Origin of the sequence: Photobacterium sanguinicancri (assembly GCF_002265265.1) — a bacterium.
GTDB lineage: Bacteria > Pseudomonadota > Gammaproteobacteria > Enterobacterales > Vibrionaceae > Photobacterium > Photobacterium sanguinicancri.
Genome location: NZ_NOIF01000100.1, coordinates 1 through 17,288 on the forward strand (window position 1 = coordinate 1; position 17,288 = coordinate 17,288).

Consider the following 17,288-nt stretch of genomic DNA (forward strand, 5'->3'; position numbering starts at 1 on the left):
CTTTATATATATTTAAGCAGGGCACTTTCGATGATCAAATGATCTTGATGAAAGATTCTCTCTTTCCACGAAACAAGTTAGAATACTCCCCCTTTGCTTGAAGCTAATTCACTGGCGATTTAAATACCTGAGGTAGTTCCATGTTTTACCAGGAAAATTTTGATGTCATCGTGGTTGGTGGTGGTCATGCCGGTACTGAAGCCGCATTGGCTGCTGCTCGAATGGGTCAAAAAACCGTACTTTTAACCCATAACATCGACACATTGGGTCAAATGTCATGTAACCCAGCCATTGGCGGGATCGGGAAAGGACACCTGGTTAAGGAAGTGGATGCCCTTGGCGGCTTGATGGCTCAAGCGATTGACAAAGGCGGGATCCAATTCCGTACGTTAAATTCGTCGAAAGGCCCTGCGGTTCGCGCCACTCGTGCGCAAGCCGATCGTGCTTTGTACAAAGCAGCTGTACGTGAAGCCCTTGAAAATCAACCAAATTTAATGCTATTTCAACAATCGGTTGATGATCTTATTGTTGAAAATCAACGTGTTGTTGGTGCAGTAACCAAGATGGGACTTAAGTTCCGTGCCAAGACCGTAGTACTGACTGTGGGTACTTTCCTTGGTGGAAAGATCCATATTGGTCTTGAAAATTACAGCGGCGGCCGTGCGGGCGATCCACCGTCGATTGCGTTGGCAAATCGACTACGTGATCTTCCCTTCCGAGTTGATCGTTTAAAGACTGGTACACCACCACGCATTGATGCGCGTACGGTTGATTTTAGCCAGCTTCAAGCACAACACGGTGATAATCCTACGCCCCTGTTCTCTTTTATGGGCAAGCAGTCGGATCATCCTCGTCAGATCCCATGTTTTATTACCCACACCAATGAAAATACACATGATGTGATCCGTAATAATTTGGATCGCAGTCCGATGTATTCTGGTGTGATTGAAGGCATTGGCCCGCGCTATTGCCCATCGATCGAAGACAAAGTGATGCGCTTTGCTGACAAAGACAGTCACCAAATCTTCATTGAACCTGAAGGTCTAACGACGCACGAGTTATACCCGAATGGGATCTCGACCAGTTTGCCTTTTGATGTACAGATGAAAATTGTGCGTTCAATGAAAGGTTTTGAAAATGCCGACATTGTTCGACCTGGTTATGCGATTGAATACGATTTCTTTGACCCGCGTGATTTAAAGCAAACTTTTGAGACTAAATTTATCGAAGGTCTGTTCTTTGCGGGTCAAATCAACGGTACTACAGGCTATGAAGAAGCGGCCGCTCAAGGTTTGCTAGCGGGTATGAACGCCGCGTTACAGGCACAAGGCAAAGATGGCTGGAGTCCTCGTCGTGATCAAGCTTACATGGGTGTGTTGATTGACGATTTGTCGACCATGGGTACTAAAGAACCGTACCGCATGTTTACGTCACGTGCTGAATATCGCCTGTTACTACGTGAAGATAATGCCGACATTCGTTTAACAGAAGCTGGCCGTGAATTTGGCTTAGTGGATGATACTCGTTGGGCACGCTTTAATGAAAAAATGGACAATATCGAGAAAGAACGCCAGCGTTTAAAAGATATTTGGATCCATACCGGTTCGGATCATGTAGAAAATGTGAATAAGATCCTGAAGTCGCCGATCAATCGTGAAGCGAGTGGTGAGGATCTTCTTCGCCGTCCTGAAGTGACTTATGATTTATTGACTGAACTAGAAGCGTTTGCCCCTTCGCATCCTGATGCAGAAGCCAGCGAGCAAGTTGAGATTCAAGTGAAATACCAAGGCTACATCGATCGCCAAAAAGACGAAGTGGAAAAATCCCTACGTCACGAGAAAACGAAACTGCCATTTGATATGGATTACAGCATCGTAAAAGGCCTATCGAATGAAGTTATTGCCAAACTCAGTGATGCAAGACCTGAAACGGTTGGAATGGCATCACGTATTTCAGGTATTACCCCTGCGGCAATCTCATTGTTATTGGTTTACTTGAAAAAACAAGGTTTGCTGAAAAAAGGCGAATAGGAGCGTTACAGTGAAACAGCGTTTAGCGCAATTAATCGCGCAGACTGATTTAGTGGTAAGTGAGCAGCAGATCGATCAACTTATTGGTTACGTAGAGCTGCTCCACAAATGGAATAAAGCGTATAATTTGACCTCGGTCCGCGATCCTCATGAGATGATAGTGAAACATATCATGGATAGTATTGTGGTTAGCGAGCACCTTGTGGGTGATCGCTTTATCGATGTTGGTACGGGCCCTGGTTTACCGGGTATTCCTCTCGCGATTATGAATCCAGAGAAATCATTTACTCTGCTTGATAGCTTAGGTAAACGAATTCGATTTATTCGCCAGGTTGTTTTTGAATTAAAAATTACCAACGTTACGCCTGTGCAAAGCCGTGTGGAAGAATTCCAACCTGAAATCGGTTTTGATGGTGTATTAAGTCGTGCATTTGCTTCAATGAACGATATGGTCTCTTGGTGTCATCATTTACCAGCAGATACTGGTTGTTTCATGGCACTTAAAGGTCAGTTCGATCAACAGGAAGTTGCAGAGCTACCTGAATGGTGTTCTGTGACTGAGGTCAAATCTTTGCAAGTCCCTGAGTTGGATGGGGAGCGTCATCTAGTAATCTTGACGGCAAAGGAATAATTGCTTGAGGTTTTTTCGTGGGAAGAGTTATAGCTGTCGCCAACCAAAAAGGCGGAGTGGGTAAAACCACAACATGCGTGAACCTTGCAGCATCGCTTGCTGCGACGCAACGTAAGGTCTTACTGATAGATTTGGATCCACAAGGCAATGCCACCATGGCTAGCGGTGTGGATAAATATCAGGTTGATGCAACGGCTTATGATCTTCTGGTCGAAGAAACCCCGTTTGAACAAGTTGCAGTCACGGAGACCACGGGCGGTTACCATTTAGTTGCCGCCAATGGGGACGTGACTGCGGCTGAAATTAAATTGATGGAAGTCTTTGCTCGTGAAGTACGCTTGCGTAATGCATTAGCTGCAGTTCGTGATAACTATGATTTCATCTTTATTGATTGCCCTCCCGCGCTTAACCTCCTTACAATCAATGCTATGACTGCTGCTGATTCGGTATTAGTACCGATGCAGTGCGAATATTTTGCCCTTGAGGGCTTAACCGCATTGATGGATACCATCAGTAAGCTTACCGCAGTCGTCAATGCCGATCTGAAAATAGAAGGCTTATTGCGCACTATGTTTGATCCGCGCAACCGCTTAGCTAACGAAGTTTCACAGCAATTGAAAAAGCATTTTGGGGATAAAGTCTACCGCACGGTGATCCCACGTAATGTTCGTTTAGCTGAAGCGCCAAGTCATGGCCGTCCTGCTATGTATTACGACAAGTACTCAAGTGGTGCTAAAGCGTATTTAGCCCTCGCTGGTGAAATAATCCGCCGTGATGAGCTTGCACGTGAGCAAACACTAACAAGTACGCATAATGACGATGCGATGCAGTCTTAAGGGTTAAACATGAACATGAATAAACGTGGCTTAGGTAAAGGCCTCGATGCACTATTGGCTACCAGTTCTGCTGCACATTCAAAGCAACAACATGCTGAACGTGCCCAATCGCTGTCAACGGAAGGTACCTTCAAAGATTTGCCGCTCAACCAGCTGCAACCGGGCCAATATCAGCCACGAAAAGTGATGGCTGATGAAGCCTTAGCGGAACTGGCTGAGTCGATTAAAGCCCAAGGCGTTATCCAGCCGATTGTGGTACGCCTTGTTGCTCAAGAACGGTATGAAATTATCGCTGGCGAACGCCGCTGGCGTGCGGCTCGTCAAGCTGGCCTTCAGAAAGTCCCTTGTATTATTAAGGAGATTGACGATCGTGCCGCTATTGCAATGGCATTGATAGAGAACATTCAGCGTGAAGATCTGAATGCAATTGAAGAAGCACAGGCATTAGAGCAGTTGCAAGGTGAGTTCTCACTTACCCACCAGCAAGTCGCGGATGCTGTCGGCAAATCTCGCGCGAGTGTCTCGAATTTATTACGCTTGAATCAACTCTCTTTGCCAGTGAAAAAAATGGTTGAGCAGCGATTGATTGAAATGGGTCATGCTCGCGCATTATTGGCGATAACCGATGATGAAAATCAGCTTGAAGCTGCGCAAATTGTTACTAACAAAATGTTAACAGTGCGTGATACTGAAAAGCTTGTTAAAAAGTTACTAAACCCTGCGGTTGAATCCGCAGTTAAAGTCCCTGATCCTAAAGTGGTTGACCTCGAACGCCGCTTAAGTGAGCAGTTAGGTGCCAATGTTGCGTTAAATCAGCAAAAAAGTGGTAGAGGAAAACTCGTTATCGCTTACGATGAACCGCACAAGTTAGCGCAAATTCTTGCAATGTTTGGTCACGAAGTGTGACACCAAACGTGTATGAGATGTTGCATAATTTACAATGACGTGATCAGGTTATTGTGTTGTAAAATCTAACACTTTTTTTTGCTGCAATTAGATTGCTTTCAATCTAATGAGCCGTATAATTTTTGCAGTTTTCCCAGCACGACACTTGTGCAGTGGAATGGACTCGAGGAACGAATACATGGTATCGGCGCTAGTGAAGCCCGGCCGCCAATTGGCGAAAAGGCTACTGTTGTTACAATCTGGCGTCGTTTTAACAACGGCAATAATGGCGGTGTTTGCTGTCAGTGTTGACTGGGGAGTCTCAGCTCTTATCGGTGGTAGCATCTTTATTGTTGCTAACGCGGCATTTGCTGGTTGTGCTTTTCTCTTCAGTGGTGCCTCTAAGGCTCGATTGGTGATGGCCTCCTTTTTTGGTGGTGAAGCATTGAAGATTCTCATCACAGTCATCCTGTTTTCCGTTGTTTTCCTGTATATGGAGGTGGAACTCGTTCCCCTCAAACTGGCCTATTTGCTGGTTCTGGGTATCAATATCTTTGGGCCGGTTTTATTCATTAACAACAACAAATAGGATGAGTTATGGCTGCGCCAGGTGAAGCGCTAACGCCGTCAGGATACATTTCTCACCACCTGACCAATTTGGCAGTGGGTGATGGTGGCTTCTGGACGGTTCATATAGATAGCCTATTTTTCTCTGTCTTAACGGGTATAGCCTTTTTATGGTTATTCCGTTCAGTAGCGAAAAAGGCGACATCAGGAGTTCCAAGTAAGTTACAGTGTTTTGTGGAAATCATGGTTGAATTCGTTGATACCAACGTTAAAGATACTTTCCACGGCCGTAACCCGCTGATCGCTCCGTTGGGTTTGACCATTTTCTGCTGGATTATGCTGATGAACATCATGGACTTAGTGCCAATTGATTTTCTTCCGTATGCTGCAGAACATGGTTTAGGTATTCCTTATCTTAAGGTTGTACCGACTGCTGATGTTAACATCACCATGGCAATGGCGTTGGGTGTCTTCGCATTGATGATTTACTACAGCATCAAAGTGAAAGGCATTGGCGGTTTTGCTAAAGAACTGGCTCTTCACCCGTTCAATCACCCGATCATGATTCCGTTCAACCTGCTTCTTGAAGTGGTATCGCTACTAGCGAAACCTATTTCATTAGGTATGCGTCTGTTTGGTAACATGTTTGCCGGTGAGGTGGTGTTTATCCTAATCGCGGCATTGATGCCGTGGTGGGCACAATGGCTGGGTTCAGTACCGTGGGCAATTTTCCACATCCTGGTCATTACAATTCAAGCATTCGTGTTTATGATGTTGACTATTGTGTACCTGTCTCAGGCACATGAAGACAATCATTAACGATTATTTGTAAAATATTTTTGTTCAATTTTTACTGGCACTTTAGCCGACAACAATAAACTGGAGATAGTGATGGAAACTTTACTTAGCTTTTCTGCAATTGCCGTGGGCATCATTGTAGGTCTTGCTGCACTTGGTACAGCGATCGGTTTCGCACTACTAGGTGGTAAATTCCTTGAAGGTGCAGCTCGTCAACCTGAGATGGCACCAATGCTACAAGTTAAGATGTTCATCATTGCGGGTCTGCTTGATGCGGTTCCAATGATCGGTATCGTTATCGCTCTACTATTCACATTCGCAAACCCATTCGTTGGCCAACTAGCTGGTTAATAACGAACGGTCCCCTAGCAACCCTTTTTAAGGAGATGCAGTTGTGAATATGAATGCAACTTTGCTGGGTCAGGCGATCGCTTTCTTCCTATTTGTGGTTTTCTGCATGAAATATGTATGGCCACCAATTATGGAAGCGATTGAAGAACGTCAGAAAAAAATTGCTGACGGTTTGGCTGCCGCTGATCGCGCGACCAAAGACCTGAACCTTGCGCAGGCAAATGCTTCTGATCAACTCAAAGAAGCGAAACGTACTGCAACTGATGTTATTGAGCAAGCTAATAAGCGTAAAGCTCAAATCGTTGACGAAGCAAAGGTAGAAGCCCTTGCTGAGCGTGACAAAATTCTAGCTCAAGGTCTTGCTGAGATCGAAGCTGAACGTAACCGCGCGCGTGACGAATTAAGAAAACAAGTTGCAACTCTAGCCGTGATTGGTGCTGAGAAAATCATTGAGCGTACTATCGATAAAGATGCGCACGCTGATCTTCTTAACAAAGTCACAGCAGAACTGTAATTAAAGGGGCAAGCACATGTCGGATATGACTACTATCGCACGCCCCTACGCTAAAGCAGCCTTTGATTTTGCTGTTGAGAAAGGTGAGCTAGCCCAATGGGCGGAAATGCTGACCTTTGCTGCCGAAGTAGTTAAAAACGAGACTATGCAGGATATTCTGGATAGCGGTTTTGCTGCGGATAAACTGACTGAAATTTTTGTTTCAGTGTGTGGTGAGCAACTTGACGAGTTCGGCCAAAACTTATTGAAAGTAATGGCTGAAAATGGACGCCTTAAAGCGCTTCCTGATGTCAGTGATGAGTTCGTGTTCCTGAAAAGTGAACACGAGAAAACGATTGAAGCAACAGTGATCTCTGCGATCACTCTTGACGACAATCAACTTATTGCTATCAGTGAGAAGCTTGAGCAGCGTTTAGCGCGCAAAGTGAAGCTGAATTGCAGTGTAGACGAGACCCTGATTGCCGGGGTCGTGATTAGAGCTGGAGACTTAGTAATCGATAACTCAGTACGCGGAAAATTAAACCGCCTGAGCGATACTTTGCAGTCTTGATTTGGGGAATTGGAGCATGCAACTTAATTCCACGGAAATTAGCGCACTGATCAAGCAACGTATTGAAAAATTCAATGTTGTGAGTGAAGCGCGTAACGAAGGTACTATCATTTCGGTAAGTGATGGTATCGTTCGAATCCATGGCCTTGCAGACGTTATGCAAGGTGAAATGATTGAATTACCTAATGGCCGTTATGCACTAGCACTTAACCTTGAGCGAGACTCGGTAGGTGCGGTTGTAATGGGTCCATATGCTGACCTTCAGGAAGGCATGAAAGTAACGGGCACTGGTCGTATTCTTGAAGTACCAGTAGGCCCTGCATTGTTAGGTCGCGTAGTGAACACACTAGGTGAGCCTATCGATGGTAAAGGTCCAATTGAAACAGAGCTTTTCTCTCCTGTTGAAGTAATTGCACCTGGCGTAATCGATCGTCAATCTGTTGATCAACCAGTGCAAACTGGTTACAAAGCAGTTGATGCGATGATTCCAATCGGCCGTGGTCAGCGTGAGCTTATCATCGGTGACCGTCAGACTGGTAAAACAGCGATGGCGATCGATGCAATCATCAACCAGAAAGATTCTGGTATCTACTCTGTTTACGTAGCTATCGGTCAGAAAGCATCAACAATTGCTAACGTAGTACGCAAGCTTGAAGAGCACGGCGCACTTGCTAACACAGTTGTTGTTGTTGCCTCTGCTTCTGAAGCGGCTGCACTACAATACCTTGCACCTTACTCAGGTTGTGCAATGGGTGAGTACTTCCGCGATCGCGGTGAAGACGCACTGATTGTATACGATGACTTGTCTAAGCAAGCGGTAGCGTACCGTCAAATTTCACTATTGCTTAAACGCCCACCGGGTCGTGAAGCATTCCCTGGTGATGTTTTCTACCTTCACTCTCGCCTACTAGAGCGTGCAGCGCGTGTAAACGCACATTACGTAGAAAAATTCACTAACGGTGAAGTGAAAGGTAAGACGGGTTCCCTAACGGCGCTTCCAATTATCGAAACGCAAGCAGGTGACGTATCAGCTTTCGTACCGACTAACGTAATCTCGATCACCGATGGTCAGATCTTCCTACAAACAGAACTGTTCAACGCCGGTATTCGTCCAGCGGTTGATCCAGGTATTTCTGTATCGCGTGTAGGTGGTGCTGCTCAAACTAAGATCATCAAGAAACTGTCTGGTGGTATCCGTACCGCACTGGCACAGTACCGTGAACTAGCGGCTTTCGCACAGTTCTCGTCAGACCTTGATGAAGCGACCAAGAAGCAGCTTGATCACGGTCAGAAAGTGACTGAATTGATGAAGCAAAAGCAATACGCACCTATGTCTGTTTTCGAACAAGGCATGGTGATTTTTGCTGCTGAAAAAGGTTATTTGACTGATGTTGAGCTGACGAAGCTTGCTGATTTCGAAGCCGCGTTGCTTTCATATGCCAAAGGTCATTTTGCTGAGCTTGTATCTCAGATTGATGAAACGGGCGCTTGGAATGATGAAATTGAAGCTCAGTTTGTAAAACTGGTTGACGATTTCAAAGCGACCCAGACTTGGTAATTGGTTGGTGATCGCTTGCGATCACCTACTAACGGAGAGTAACGATGGCCGGCGCAAAAGAGATTCGTAACAAGATCGGTAGTGTTAAAAACACTCAAAAGATCACTAAAGCGATGGAGATGGTTGCAGCGTCTAAAATGCGTAAAACGCAGGACGCAATGGAATCATCACGTCCATACGCACAAACTATGCGCAAAGTGATCGGTCATATCGCCCTTGGTAGCCTTGAGTATAAGCATCCTTATCTCGAAGAGCGTGAAGCCAAGCGCGTGGGTTACATCATTGTTTCTTCTGACCGTGGTCTGTGTGGCGGTTTGAACATTAACTTGTTCAAGCAAGCTATGACAGATATCCAAGGTTGGTCTCAGCAAGGTGCTGATGTTGAACTTGCCCTTATTGGTGCAAAAGCAACATCGTTCTTTAATAACTACGGCGGTAACGTAGCAGCTCAAGTTTCAGGCTTGGGTGATGCACCAACAGTGGATGAACTGATTGGTACTGTCGGCGTGATGCTGAAGAAATATGATGAAGGTGAACTTGATCGCCTGTACCTAGTTTACAACCAGTTTGTGAACACCATGGTACAAGAACCCGTGATTGATCAATTGCTGCCTTTGCCGAAGTCGGAAGACGAAGACATGCAGCGCAGCCACTCTTGGGACTACATTTATGAGCCCGAGCCGAAACCACTGCTTGATGCCCTATTGGTTCGCTATGTTGAATCACAAGTGTACCAAGGTGTGGTGGAAAACCTTGCCAGTGAGCAAGCGGCACGAATGGTTGCAATGAAAGCTGCGACAGATAATGCAAGTAATCTTATCGATGATTTGCAACTTGTGTACAACAAAGCCCGTCAGGCTGCGATTACACAAGAACTATCAGAAATTGTTTCTGGTGCATCTGTTGTTTAAGGCAAAGAATTAATAAGTTTAGAGGATTAACGATGGCTACAGGTAAGATCGTACAGATCATCGGTGCGGTAGTCGACGTAGAGTTTCCACAGGACTCTGTACCACAGGTATACGACGCCCTACATGTTGATGCAAAAGAAAACGGTACACTAGTACTGGAAGTTCAGCAGCAACTTGGTGGCGGTGTTGTACGTGGTATCGCAATGGGTACCTCTGATGGCTTACGTCGTGGTTTGTCTGTTGAAAACACAGGCCGCCCAATTGAAGTACCAGTCGGTACAGCTACGCTAGGACGTATCATGAACGTTCTAGGTCATCCAATTGATGAGTGTGGTGAGATCGGTGAGAAAGAGCGTTACTCTATCCACCGTGCAGCACCAAGCTACGAAGAACAATCGAATGTAACTGAACTGCTAGAAACTGGCGTGAAAGTTATCGACTTGATTTGCCCATTCGCTAAGGGTGGTAAAATCGGTCTATTCGGTGGTGCGGGTGTTGGTAAGACCGTAAACATGATGGAACTTATCAACAACATCGCGATTCAACACTCAGGTCTATCTGTGTTTGCGGGTGTTGGTGAGCGTACACGTGAAGGTAACGATTTCTACTTTGAAATGCAGGAAGCTGGCGTTGTTAACGTTGAGAAGCCTGAAGAATCAAAAGTAGCGATGGTTTACGGTCAGATGAACGAGCCTCCAGGTAACCGTCTACGTGTTGCTTTGACAGGTCTAACAATGGCTGAACGTTTCCGTGACGAAGGTCGTGACGTTCTACTGTTCATCGATAACATCTACCGTTACACCCTTGCGGGTACAGAGGTATCAGCACTGCTAGGTCGTATGCCTTCAGCGGTAGGTTACCAGCCAACTCTTGCAGAAGAGATGGGTGTACTTCAAGAGCGTATCACGTCTACGAAGAGCGGTTCTATCACGTCGGTTCAAGCGGTATACGTACCTGCGGATGACTTGACGGATCCATCGCCAGCAACGACGTTTGCTCACTTGGATGCAACTGTAGTACTTTCTCGTCAAATCGCATCGCTAGGTCTATACCCTGCGATCGACCCACTGGATTCAACATCTCGTATGCTTGATCCACTAGTGGTTGGCCAAGAGCACTACGACATCGCACGTGGCGTTCAGTCAATGCTACAACGCTATAAAGAGCTAAAAGACATCATCGCAATCCTAGGTATGGATGAGCTATCTGAAGAAGATAAGCAAGCTGTATCTCGTGCGCGTAAGATTGAACGTTTCCTTACTCAGCCTTACCACGTTGCAGAAGTCTTCACTGGTTCGCCTGGTATTTACGTATCTCTTAAAGAGACATTACGTAGCTTCAAAGGCATTCTAGCGGGTGAATACGACGATATCCCAGAGCAGGCATTTATGTACTGTGGTGCGATTGAAGACGTATTAGAAAAAGCGAAGAAGCTTTAAGCTAACTAGGAGGCGACATGGCAGCGATAACCTTCCATCTGGATGTAGTCAGTGCAGAGAAAAAATTGTTCTCTGGTCGTGCTGAAAATATTCAGGTGACTGGTAGCGAAGGTGAACTGGGTATCCACGCAGGCCACACTCCGTTGTTGACCACTATTACGCCAGGGATGATCCGAATTGCTAAGCAGCACGGCGAGGAAGAAATTATTTATCTTTCTGGTGGTATGCTTGAAGTTCAGCCAAATACAGTCACTGTATTAGCTGATACCGCGATCCGCGGTCAAGATTTGGATGCAGCCAAGGCTGAAGAAGCGAAACGTCAAGCTGAGGAGCGTATCCACAATCAGCATGGCGATATCGACTTTGCTCAAGCGGCAAGTGATCTCGCGAAAGCGATCGCTCAGCTTCGTGTTATAGAGCTGACTCGTAAAGCGCGTTAATCAGACGCCTGATACAAAAAGCGACCTTAGGGTCGCTTTTTTTATGTCTTTTGCGCGTGATAGCAAGTTAATACATGGTAAAAAATAACGGCTTTATCTTAAAACTCCACTTCCCTCCAGTTACAATAGCCATAATTTTATTTTTAATATGCACTCAAAAGGATACGCTGCATGAACTTCAGCGCTGTAATTCTCGCCGCGGGAAAAGGCACCCGTATGTACTCTAACCTGCCAAAGGTACTTCATACCCTTGCTGGTAAGCCAATGGCTAAGCACGTGATTGACACCTGTGTGGATCTTGGTGCCAATAACATTCACCTTGTCTACGGTCATGGTGGCGACGCCATGCAAGAAGTACTAGCGAATGAGCCTGTTAATTGGGTACTGCAGGCAGAGCAGTTAGGTACTGGCCATGCGGTAAATCAAGCATGTCCTGGTGTGGCTGACGATGAGAAAGTCCTGATTTTATACGGTGATGTGCCACTGATCAGCGGTCAGACGCTGGAAAACTTATTGGATGCTCAGCCTGATGGCGGCATTGCCTTGCTAACCGTCGTGCTTGATAACCCTATGGGCTACGGTCGTATTGTGCGCCGTAATGGCCCGGTGGTTGCGATTGTTGAGCAGAAAGATGCCTCTGAAGAACAAAAGCTGATCAAAGAAATCAATACGGGTGTGATGGTCGTTAACGGCGGTGACATGAAGCGTTGGTTATCTGCGCTTAAGAATGACAACGCCCAAGGTGAATACTACCTGACTGACATTATTGCGATTGCTCACAATGAAGGCCGTGCAGTGGAAGCGGTACATCCTGCAAGTGCAATTGAAGTCGAAGGCGTGAACAACCGTGTTCAATTGGCTAAGCTAGAACGTGCGCATCAAGCAATGCAAGCTGAGCGTTTGTTAGAGCAAGGTGTAATGCTTCGTGACCCAACGCGTTTTGATCTTCGTGGTGAGTTGCAATGTGGTACGGATGTCGAAATCGATGTCAATGTGATCATTGAAGGCTGCGTATCACTCGGTAATAATGTTGTGATTGGTGCTGGTTCTATCCTGAAGGATTGTGAGATCGACGATAACACCATTATTCGTCCGTACAGCGTGATTGAAGGGGCGACTGTCGGTGAAGACTGTACAGTTGGTCCATTTAGCCGTTTACGTCCAGGCGCTGAGCTAGCGGGTGATTCGCACGTGGGTAACTTCGTCGAGATGAAAAAATCACGTTTAGGCAAAGGCTCTAAAGCTAACCACCTGACTTATTTAGGCGATGCTGAAATTGGCGATCGCGTTAATATCGGCGCTGGCACAATCACTTGTAACTACGATGGTGCGAACAAGTTTAAAACTGAAATTGCCGATGATGTGTTTGTGGGTTCTGATACGCAGCTAATTGCCCCAGTAAAAATTGGTCAAGGTGCTACGATTGGTGCTGGTGCAACCATTAACCGTGATGTTGGTGAGGGTGAACTCGTGATCACGCGTGCGCCTGCTCGTACCGTTAAAGGTTGGAAACGCCCAGAAAAACAAAAATAGCCATTTATCATGGTGATATAACGAATTGAAAAGGCAGGTGTAAACCTGCCTTTTTTTGTTTTATTTTAGATGTCCTCGCTTTTTCATTTCTATTTCCTCCGCTGAAACATTATTTTCGTCAATTAATATGCCAGTGTTGCATTGATCTTTTATCTTTTGTTTTGCTACTATTATCTTTCATATCGAAACTTATGATTAATGAATCGAAATATCATGTCGAAACGAAATACTCAGCAACGCCGTCATGGCATTGCCGCTTTTATTGCTCAGCAAGGTGAAGCTAGCGTGGATGCTTTGGCACAGCAGTTTGCCACATCCGAAGTGACTATTCGTAAAGATCTTGCGACGTTAGAAAAAAGTGGCTTGCTATTGCGCCGTTATGGCGGTGCGATTGCGATGCCGTCGGAAATAGTTGCTGTCGATGAGACTGAAGAATATGTTTCAGAACGAAAGTTAGCGATTGCCAAAGCGGCAGCTGAACGTATTCGTGACCATAACCGCTTAATTTTTGATAGCGGCAGCACCACTGCCTGTTTGATCCCCCTCTTGAACGACAAACAGGGTCTGATTGTGATGACCAACTCCCTAAATGTCGCCAATGCCCTTAATGAATTAGAGAACGAACCGACGTTATTAATGACGGGCGGTACTTGGGATCCTCACTCTGAAGCCTTCCAAGGCCAAGTGGCGGAGTCGGTGCTACGTTCGTATGACTTTGATCAACTATTCATTGGTGCAGATGGTATTGATATCGAAAGAGGGACGACAACCTTTAATGAGCTCATCGGGTTGAGTCGTGTCATGGCGGAAGTGTCACGTGAAGTTGTTGTGATGGTGGAATCCAGCAAGATTGGCCGCCGTATTCCAAACTTGGAATTACCTTGGAATAGCATTAGTACCTTGATTACTGATGAAGGCCTCGATACTGAGGCAAAAAAACAAATTGAACAGTGTGGTGTGCAAGTGATTTGCGCGCCAGTCGAAAAAAATTAGGAGAGTTTTCATATGTGCGGAATTGTGGGTGCAGTAGCACAACGTGATGTGGCTGAGATTTTAGTCGAAGGTTTACGTCGTTTAGAGTATCGCGGTTATGACTCAGCTGGCGTCGCTGTGGTCGATCAAGGTGGCAACTTAACGCGAGTACGTCGTTTAGGTAAAGTGCAAGCATTGGCCGATGCCGTTGAAAGTAATCCTGTGATTGGCGGAACGGGTATCGCTCATACGCGCTGGGCTACGCACGGTGAACCTTCTGAATCTAATGCTCACCCCCATGTTTCAGGTGATCATATTGCGTTGGTTCATAACGGCATCATTGAAAACCACGAAGAACTTCGTAACCTACTGACTGAGCGTGGTTACTGCTTTGTATCGCAAACCGATACCGAAGTCATTGCTCACTTAGTGGAGTGGGAACTGCGATCAGCGGCAACCTTGCTTGAAGCGGTACAAAAAACCGTGACACAGCTTGAAGGGGCATACGGTACGGTCGTAATGGACCGTCGCGATCCTGAGCGTGTTGTTGTGGCTCGTTCTGGTAGCCCATTGGTTATTGGTTTAGGCGTTGGTGAAAACTTCTTAGCTTCGGATCAATTAGCGCTATTGAATGTAACACGTCGCTTCATGTTTCTTGAAGAAGGCGATGTAGCTGAAATTACTCGTCGTGAAGTGAATGTGTTTGATGACAGCGGTGCGCCGGTTGAGCGTGAAGTGCATGAGTCGAACCTACAGCAAGATGCTGCCGATAAAGGTCAGTACCGTCATTACATGCAAAAAGAAATTTACGAGCAGCCAAGCGCGTTAATTAACACCATGGAAGGCCGTATTACCAACGACAGCGTGATTGTTGAGAGTATTGGTAGCGGTGCGAAAGACATTCTAGAGAAAGTTGAGCACGTCCAAATCATCGCCTGTGGTACCTCTTACAATGCAGGTATGGTGGCGCGTTACTGGTTTGAATCGATGGCGGGTGTGAGCTGTGACGTTGAAATTGCCTCTGAATTCCGTTACCGCAAATTTGTCACTCGTCCAAATAGCTTACTGCTAACCCTTTCTCAATCGGGTGAAACGGCTGATACTTTGGCTGCGCTACGTTTGGCGAAAGAAAAAGGCTACATGTCAGCAATCACTATCTGTAATGTGGCTGGTTCTTCATTGGTCCGTGAATCGGATTTGGCTTTCATGACCCGAGCGGGCACTGAAATTGGTGTAGCATCAACCAAAGCGTTCACTACTCAGTTGGTGGCAATGCTGATGTTTGTAACGGCATTGGGTAAAGAAAAAGGCCTGATCAGTGCAGAGAAAGAGCGTGAAATCGTCGCGTCATTGCACCAGTTACCAACCCAAATTGAGAAAGCACTTGCGTTTGATAAGCCGATTGAACAATTAGCAGAAGACTTTGCTGATAAGCACCACGCATTATTTTTAGGCCGTGGCGAGTTCTATCCTATTGCGATGGAAGCATCACTGAAACTGAAAGAGATCTCTTACATTCACGCCGAAGCATACGCCGCGGGTGAATTGAAACACGGTCCGCTTGCTTTGATTGACGCCGATATGCCGGTGATTGTGGTTGCGCCGACCAATGACTTACTTGAAAAGCTGAAATCAAATATCGAAGAAGTCCGGGCTCGTGGTGGTCTACTGTATGTCTTTGCTGATAGCGAAGCGGGCTTTGAAGCGTGTGACGGCATGAAAATTATTACTATGCCACGGGTTGATGAGGTGATTGCGCCAATCTTCTATACCGTACCTATGCAGCTACTGTCGTACCATGTTGCCTTAATTAAGGGGACCGATGTTGACCAACCGCGTAACTTGGCTAAAGCCGTAACGGTTGAATAAATCTCGCGATTGAGTTTTTGTTTGAACATTAAGAAAAAGCACCGTTATCGGTGCTTTTTTTATGGCTGGGATTCGAGACAGAATGAAAGCGTCTATTCTCTAGTACATTAATGACGCTTATTTCTACGGTAAATTGCAGCCAATACACGGATTTGTCTAGGTTGTTTTGCTCGGGTGACGAGAATATTGCGAAATGAAAATCTAGATAGCGATGTACGACTTTCTGCGAATCAAAATAGAAATGCTTTAACCATGCTTGTTGTTATTTTTTGTAATGATTTGATTTGTTGTTGTTTTTTAGGTTTCTCCAAATTGGCTCACCTTGTGCAAGTTCAGTCATGAACACTAAGTAGTCTTCTATTAGATGTGTATTGGAGGTTAGACATGACAGATTCTAAAACGAAAATAGCAGCACGTATCCGTGAAGCTCGTGAGTGGAAAGGACTGACACAAGTACATATGGCGCAACAGCTAAAAGTTGCTCGCCAAACGTATCTTGATCTTGAAACCGGTAAAACCGAACCTAAGGTACGCTTACTGTCAGAAATTTCAGAAATCACCGAACGCCCTCTAACGTGGTTTGTGTATGGTGATGAAGGGATCGAGATTTTAGAAAGTGAGTACAAAGAAGAGATCGATCGTTTATTGCAATACTTTAGTCGCTTGCCGCATTCGGCACGTAATGTGATTTTGCAGCAAAGTATCAACTTAGCGGGCTTTATGGCGGAATACACTAAAGCATTAACCCAGCGCGATAAAAAATAAGCAGATTTATGTTACAGCGCTCACTGCATTGAGTTGTACGATGTTGTAGGCATTGTCAAAATATGTATGTCTACTTAGGCTTACATTGAGGGCCGTGGGTCACAAATTGACTGTTCACTCGGTGACGCGTGAAATGCGAAGGGCATAATTCCTTGTTATTAACAACTTAGGTATGCCTTAAGGCGATCGTTTGTTGTCGTACAAGTTATTGTACTGGCATAAGCGATGAAGTAGATGGTATATGCATGAATACTTCCAAATTATTGATCGCCAATAAAATTCGTGAAGCGAGAGAATGGCAAGAGATTACGCAAGTTGGAATGGCTAAAAAGCTTGGCATCGCGCGTCAAACTTATCTTGATTTAGAGTCTGCGAAAACAGAGCCTAGAGTCTCGACATTAATGCTAATCGCGGAAGTGACAGAGCGTCCACTGGGTTGGTTTTTATTCGAAGAGAATCCAACGAGCAGTCCGTGTATGCAGGAAGACACTCAGCAATTGATTAATATGCTCGCTGAAGTTCCTCCCTCTTTACGCGCTCGGTTAATTGAACTTAATTTGAGTTTTATTTCTTGTTGGTTTGAACAACAAAAGAAAGTACCTAAATAGTACATCGACGTAAAAGATCTTAGTGTTTATC

At 45.5% G+C, this 17,288-nt stretch carries 18 protein-coding genes; all 18 read left to right on the forward strand.

Annotation, left to right across the window (positions count from 1 at the left end; all coding sequences use genetic code 11):
• Positions 1-140 precede the first annotated feature (140 nt).
• The 18 genes from mnmG (at position 141) to ASV53_RS14975 (ending at position 17,257) form a co-directional block, all read left to right on the forward strand.
• The gene (gene mnmG, locus ASV53_RS14890) at positions 141-2,030 is read left to right on the forward strand and encodes a tRNA uridine-5-carboxymethylaminomethyl(34) synthesis enzyme MnmG (protein ID WP_062690420.1); all 1,890 of its coding nucleotides are present in this window, start codon (positions 141-143) and stop codon (positions 2,028-2,030) included.
• A gap of 10 nt (positions 2,031-2,040) precedes the next feature.
• Complete coding sequence (gene rsmG / locus ASV53_RS14895) at positions 2,041-2,661, forward strand: 16S rRNA (guanine(527)-N(7))-methyltransferase RsmG (RefSeq protein WP_094957639.1); 621 nt, start codon at positions 2,041-2,043, stop codon at positions 2,659-2,661.
• Between the two features lie 17 nt (positions 2,662-2,678).
• A complete protein-coding gene (locus ASV53_RS14900) occupies positions 2,679-3,497 on the forward strand; it encodes a ParA family protein (protein WP_062690422.1) in 819 nt (272 codons plus the stop codon).
• Between the two features lie 15 nt (positions 3,498-3,512).
• The gene (locus ASV53_RS14905; RefSeq protein WP_189337883.1) at positions 3,513-4,403 is read left to right on the forward strand and encodes a ParB/RepB/Spo0J family partition protein; all 891 of its coding nucleotides are present in this window, start codon (positions 3,513-3,515) and stop codon (positions 4,401-4,403) included.
• A 178-nt stretch (positions 4,404-4,581) separates the two neighbouring features.
• Complete coding sequence (locus tag ASV53_RS14910; protein ID WP_062690423.1) at positions 4,582-4,971, forward strand: F0F1 ATP synthase subunit I; 390 nt, start codon at positions 4,582-4,584, stop codon at positions 4,969-4,971.
• 8 nt (positions 4,972-4,979) lie between these two features.
• Positions 4,980-5,768, forward strand: coding sequence for a F0F1 ATP synthase subunit A (gene atpB / locus ASV53_RS14915; protein ID WP_094957641.1), 789 nt, complete (start codon positions 4,980-4,982; stop codon positions 5,766-5,768).
• Positions 5,769-5,840: 72 nt separating this feature from the next.
• Positions 5,841-6,098 (forward strand): F0F1 ATP synthase subunit C, encoded by a 258-nt coding sequence (gene atpE, locus ASV53_RS14920; RefSeq protein WP_005302247.1) that lies wholly within the window; start codon positions 5,841-5,843, stop codon positions 6,096-6,098.
• Positions 6,099-6,141: 43 nt separating this feature from the next.
• The gene (gene atpF, locus ASV53_RS14925; RefSeq protein ID WP_062690425.1) at positions 6,142-6,612 is read left to right on the forward strand and encodes a F0F1 ATP synthase subunit B; all 471 of its coding nucleotides are present in this window, start codon (positions 6,142-6,144) and stop codon (positions 6,610-6,612) included.
• A 16-nt stretch (positions 6,613-6,628) separates the two neighbouring features.
• Entirely contained in the window at positions 6,629-7,162 is a 534-nt protein-coding gene (gene atpH / locus ASV53_RS14930) for a F0F1 ATP synthase subunit delta (RefSeq protein WP_062690426.1), read from the forward strand.
• 16 nt (positions 7,163-7,178) lie between these two features.
• A complete protein-coding gene (gene atpA / locus ASV53_RS14935; RefSeq protein ID WP_062690427.1) occupies positions 7,179-8,720 on the forward strand; it encodes a F0F1 ATP synthase subunit alpha in 1,542 nt (513 codons plus the stop codon).
• Positions 8,721-8,764: 44 nt separating this feature from the next.
• Positions 8,765-9,631, forward strand: a complete 867-nt coding sequence (atpG, locus tag ASV53_RS14940; protein WP_062690428.1) for a F0F1 ATP synthase subunit gamma — start codon at positions 8,765-8,767, stop codon at positions 9,629-9,631.
• A gap of 32 nt (positions 9,632-9,663) precedes the next feature.
• Positions 9,664-11,070, forward strand: a complete 1,407-nt coding sequence (gene atpD / locus ASV53_RS14945) for a F0F1 ATP synthase subunit beta (protein ID WP_094957642.1) — start codon at positions 9,664-9,666, stop codon at positions 11,068-11,070.
• Positions 11,071-11,087: 17 nt separating this feature from the next.
• Positions 11,088-11,510 (forward strand): F0F1 ATP synthase subunit epsilon, encoded by a 423-nt coding sequence (locus ASV53_RS14950; RefSeq protein WP_062690429.1) that lies wholly within the window; start codon positions 11,088-11,090, stop codon positions 11,508-11,510.
• A 171-nt stretch (positions 11,511-11,681) separates the two neighbouring features.
• The gene (gene glmU / locus ASV53_RS14955; RefSeq protein ID WP_062690430.1) at positions 11,682-13,043 is read left to right on the forward strand and encodes a bifunctional UDP-N-acetylglucosamine diphosphorylase/glucosamine-1-phosphate N-acetyltransferase GlmU; all 1,362 of its coding nucleotides are present in this window, start codon (positions 11,682-11,684) and stop codon (positions 13,041-13,043) included.
• Between the two features lie 213 nt (positions 13,044-13,256).
• Positions 13,257-14,036, forward strand: coding sequence for a DeoR/GlpR family DNA-binding transcription regulator (locus ASV53_RS14960; RefSeq protein WP_094957643.1), 780 nt, complete (start codon positions 13,257-13,259; stop codon positions 14,034-14,036).
• Positions 14,037-14,048: 12 nt separating this feature from the next.
• On the forward strand, positions 14,049-15,884 hold the full coding sequence (gene glmS / locus ASV53_RS14965) for a glutamine--fructose-6-phosphate transaminase (isomerizing) (RefSeq protein WP_094957644.1): 1,836 nt from the start codon (positions 14,049-14,051) through the stop codon (positions 15,882-15,884).
• A 384-nt stretch (positions 15,885-16,268) separates the two neighbouring features.
• Positions 16,269-16,649, forward strand: a complete 381-nt coding sequence (locus ASV53_RS14970) for a helix-turn-helix transcriptional regulator (protein WP_062690432.1) — start codon at positions 16,269-16,271, stop codon at positions 16,647-16,649.
• Between the two features lie 245 nt (positions 16,650-16,894).
• The gene (locus ASV53_RS14975; RefSeq protein ID WP_062690433.1) at positions 16,895-17,257 is read left to right on the forward strand and encodes a helix-turn-helix transcriptional regulator; all 363 of its coding nucleotides are present in this window, start codon (positions 16,895-16,897) and stop codon (positions 17,255-17,257) included.
• Positions 17,258-17,288: the final 31 nt, after the last annotated feature.

What these genes read in the sequence shown, in the direction of transcription:
- mnmG (WP_062690420.1), top strand. Translation starts at nt 141, where the DNA reads ATGTTTTACCAGGAAAATTTTGATGTCATCGTGGTTGGTGGTGGTCAT.
- ASV53_RS14905 (WP_189337883.1), top strand. Translation starts at nt 3,513, where the DNA reads ATGAATAAACGTGGCTTAGGTAAAGGCCTCGATGCACTATTGGCTACC.
- ASV53_RS14910 (WP_062690423.1), top strand. Translation starts at nt 4,582, where the DNA reads ATGGTATCGGCGCTAGTGAAGCCCGGCCGCCAATTGGCGAAAAGGCTA.
- atpB (WP_094957641.1), top strand. Translation starts at nt 4,980, where the DNA reads ATGGCTGCGCCAGGTGAAGCGCTAACGCCGTCAGGATACATTTCTCAC.
- atpE (WP_005302247.1), top strand. Translation starts at nt 5,841, where the DNA reads ATGGAAACTTTACTTAGCTTTTCTGCAATTGCCGTGGGCATCATTGTA.
- atpH (WP_062690426.1), top strand. Translation starts at nt 6,629, where the DNA reads ATGTCGGATATGACTACTATCGCACGCCCCTACGCTAAAGCAGCCTTT.
- atpA (WP_062690427.1), top strand. Translation starts at nt 7,179, where the DNA reads ATGCAACTTAATTCCACGGAAATTAGCGCACTGATCAAGCAACGTATT.
- atpG (WP_062690428.1), top strand. Translation starts at nt 8,765, where the DNA reads ATGGCCGGCGCAAAAGAGATTCGTAACAAGATCGGTAGTGTTAAAAAC.
- atpD (WP_094957642.1), top strand. Translation starts at nt 9,664, where the DNA reads ATGGCTACAGGTAAGATCGTACAGATCATCGGTGCGGTAGTCGACGTA.
- ASV53_RS14950 (WP_062690429.1), top strand. Translation starts at nt 11,088, where the DNA reads ATGGCAGCGATAACCTTCCATCTGGATGTAGTCAGTGCAGAGAAAAAA.
- glmU (WP_062690430.1), top strand. Translation starts at nt 11,682, where the DNA reads ATGAACTTCAGCGCTGTAATTCTCGCCGCGGGAAAAGGCACCCGTATG.
- ASV53_RS14960 (WP_094957643.1), top strand. Translation starts at nt 13,257, where the DNA reads ATGTCGAAACGAAATACTCAGCAACGCCGTCATGGCATTGCCGCTTTT.
- glmS (WP_094957644.1), top strand. Translation starts at nt 14,049, where the DNA reads ATGTGCGGAATTGTGGGTGCAGTAGCACAACGTGATGTGGCTGAGATT.
- ASV53_RS14970 (WP_062690432.1), top strand. Translation starts at nt 16,269, where the DNA reads ATGACAGATTCTAAAACGAAAATAGCAGCACGTATCCGTGAAGCTCGT.
- ASV53_RS14975 (WP_062690433.1), top strand. Translation starts at nt 16,895, where the DNA reads ATGAATACTTCCAAATTATTGATCGCCAATAAAATTCGTGAAGCGAGA.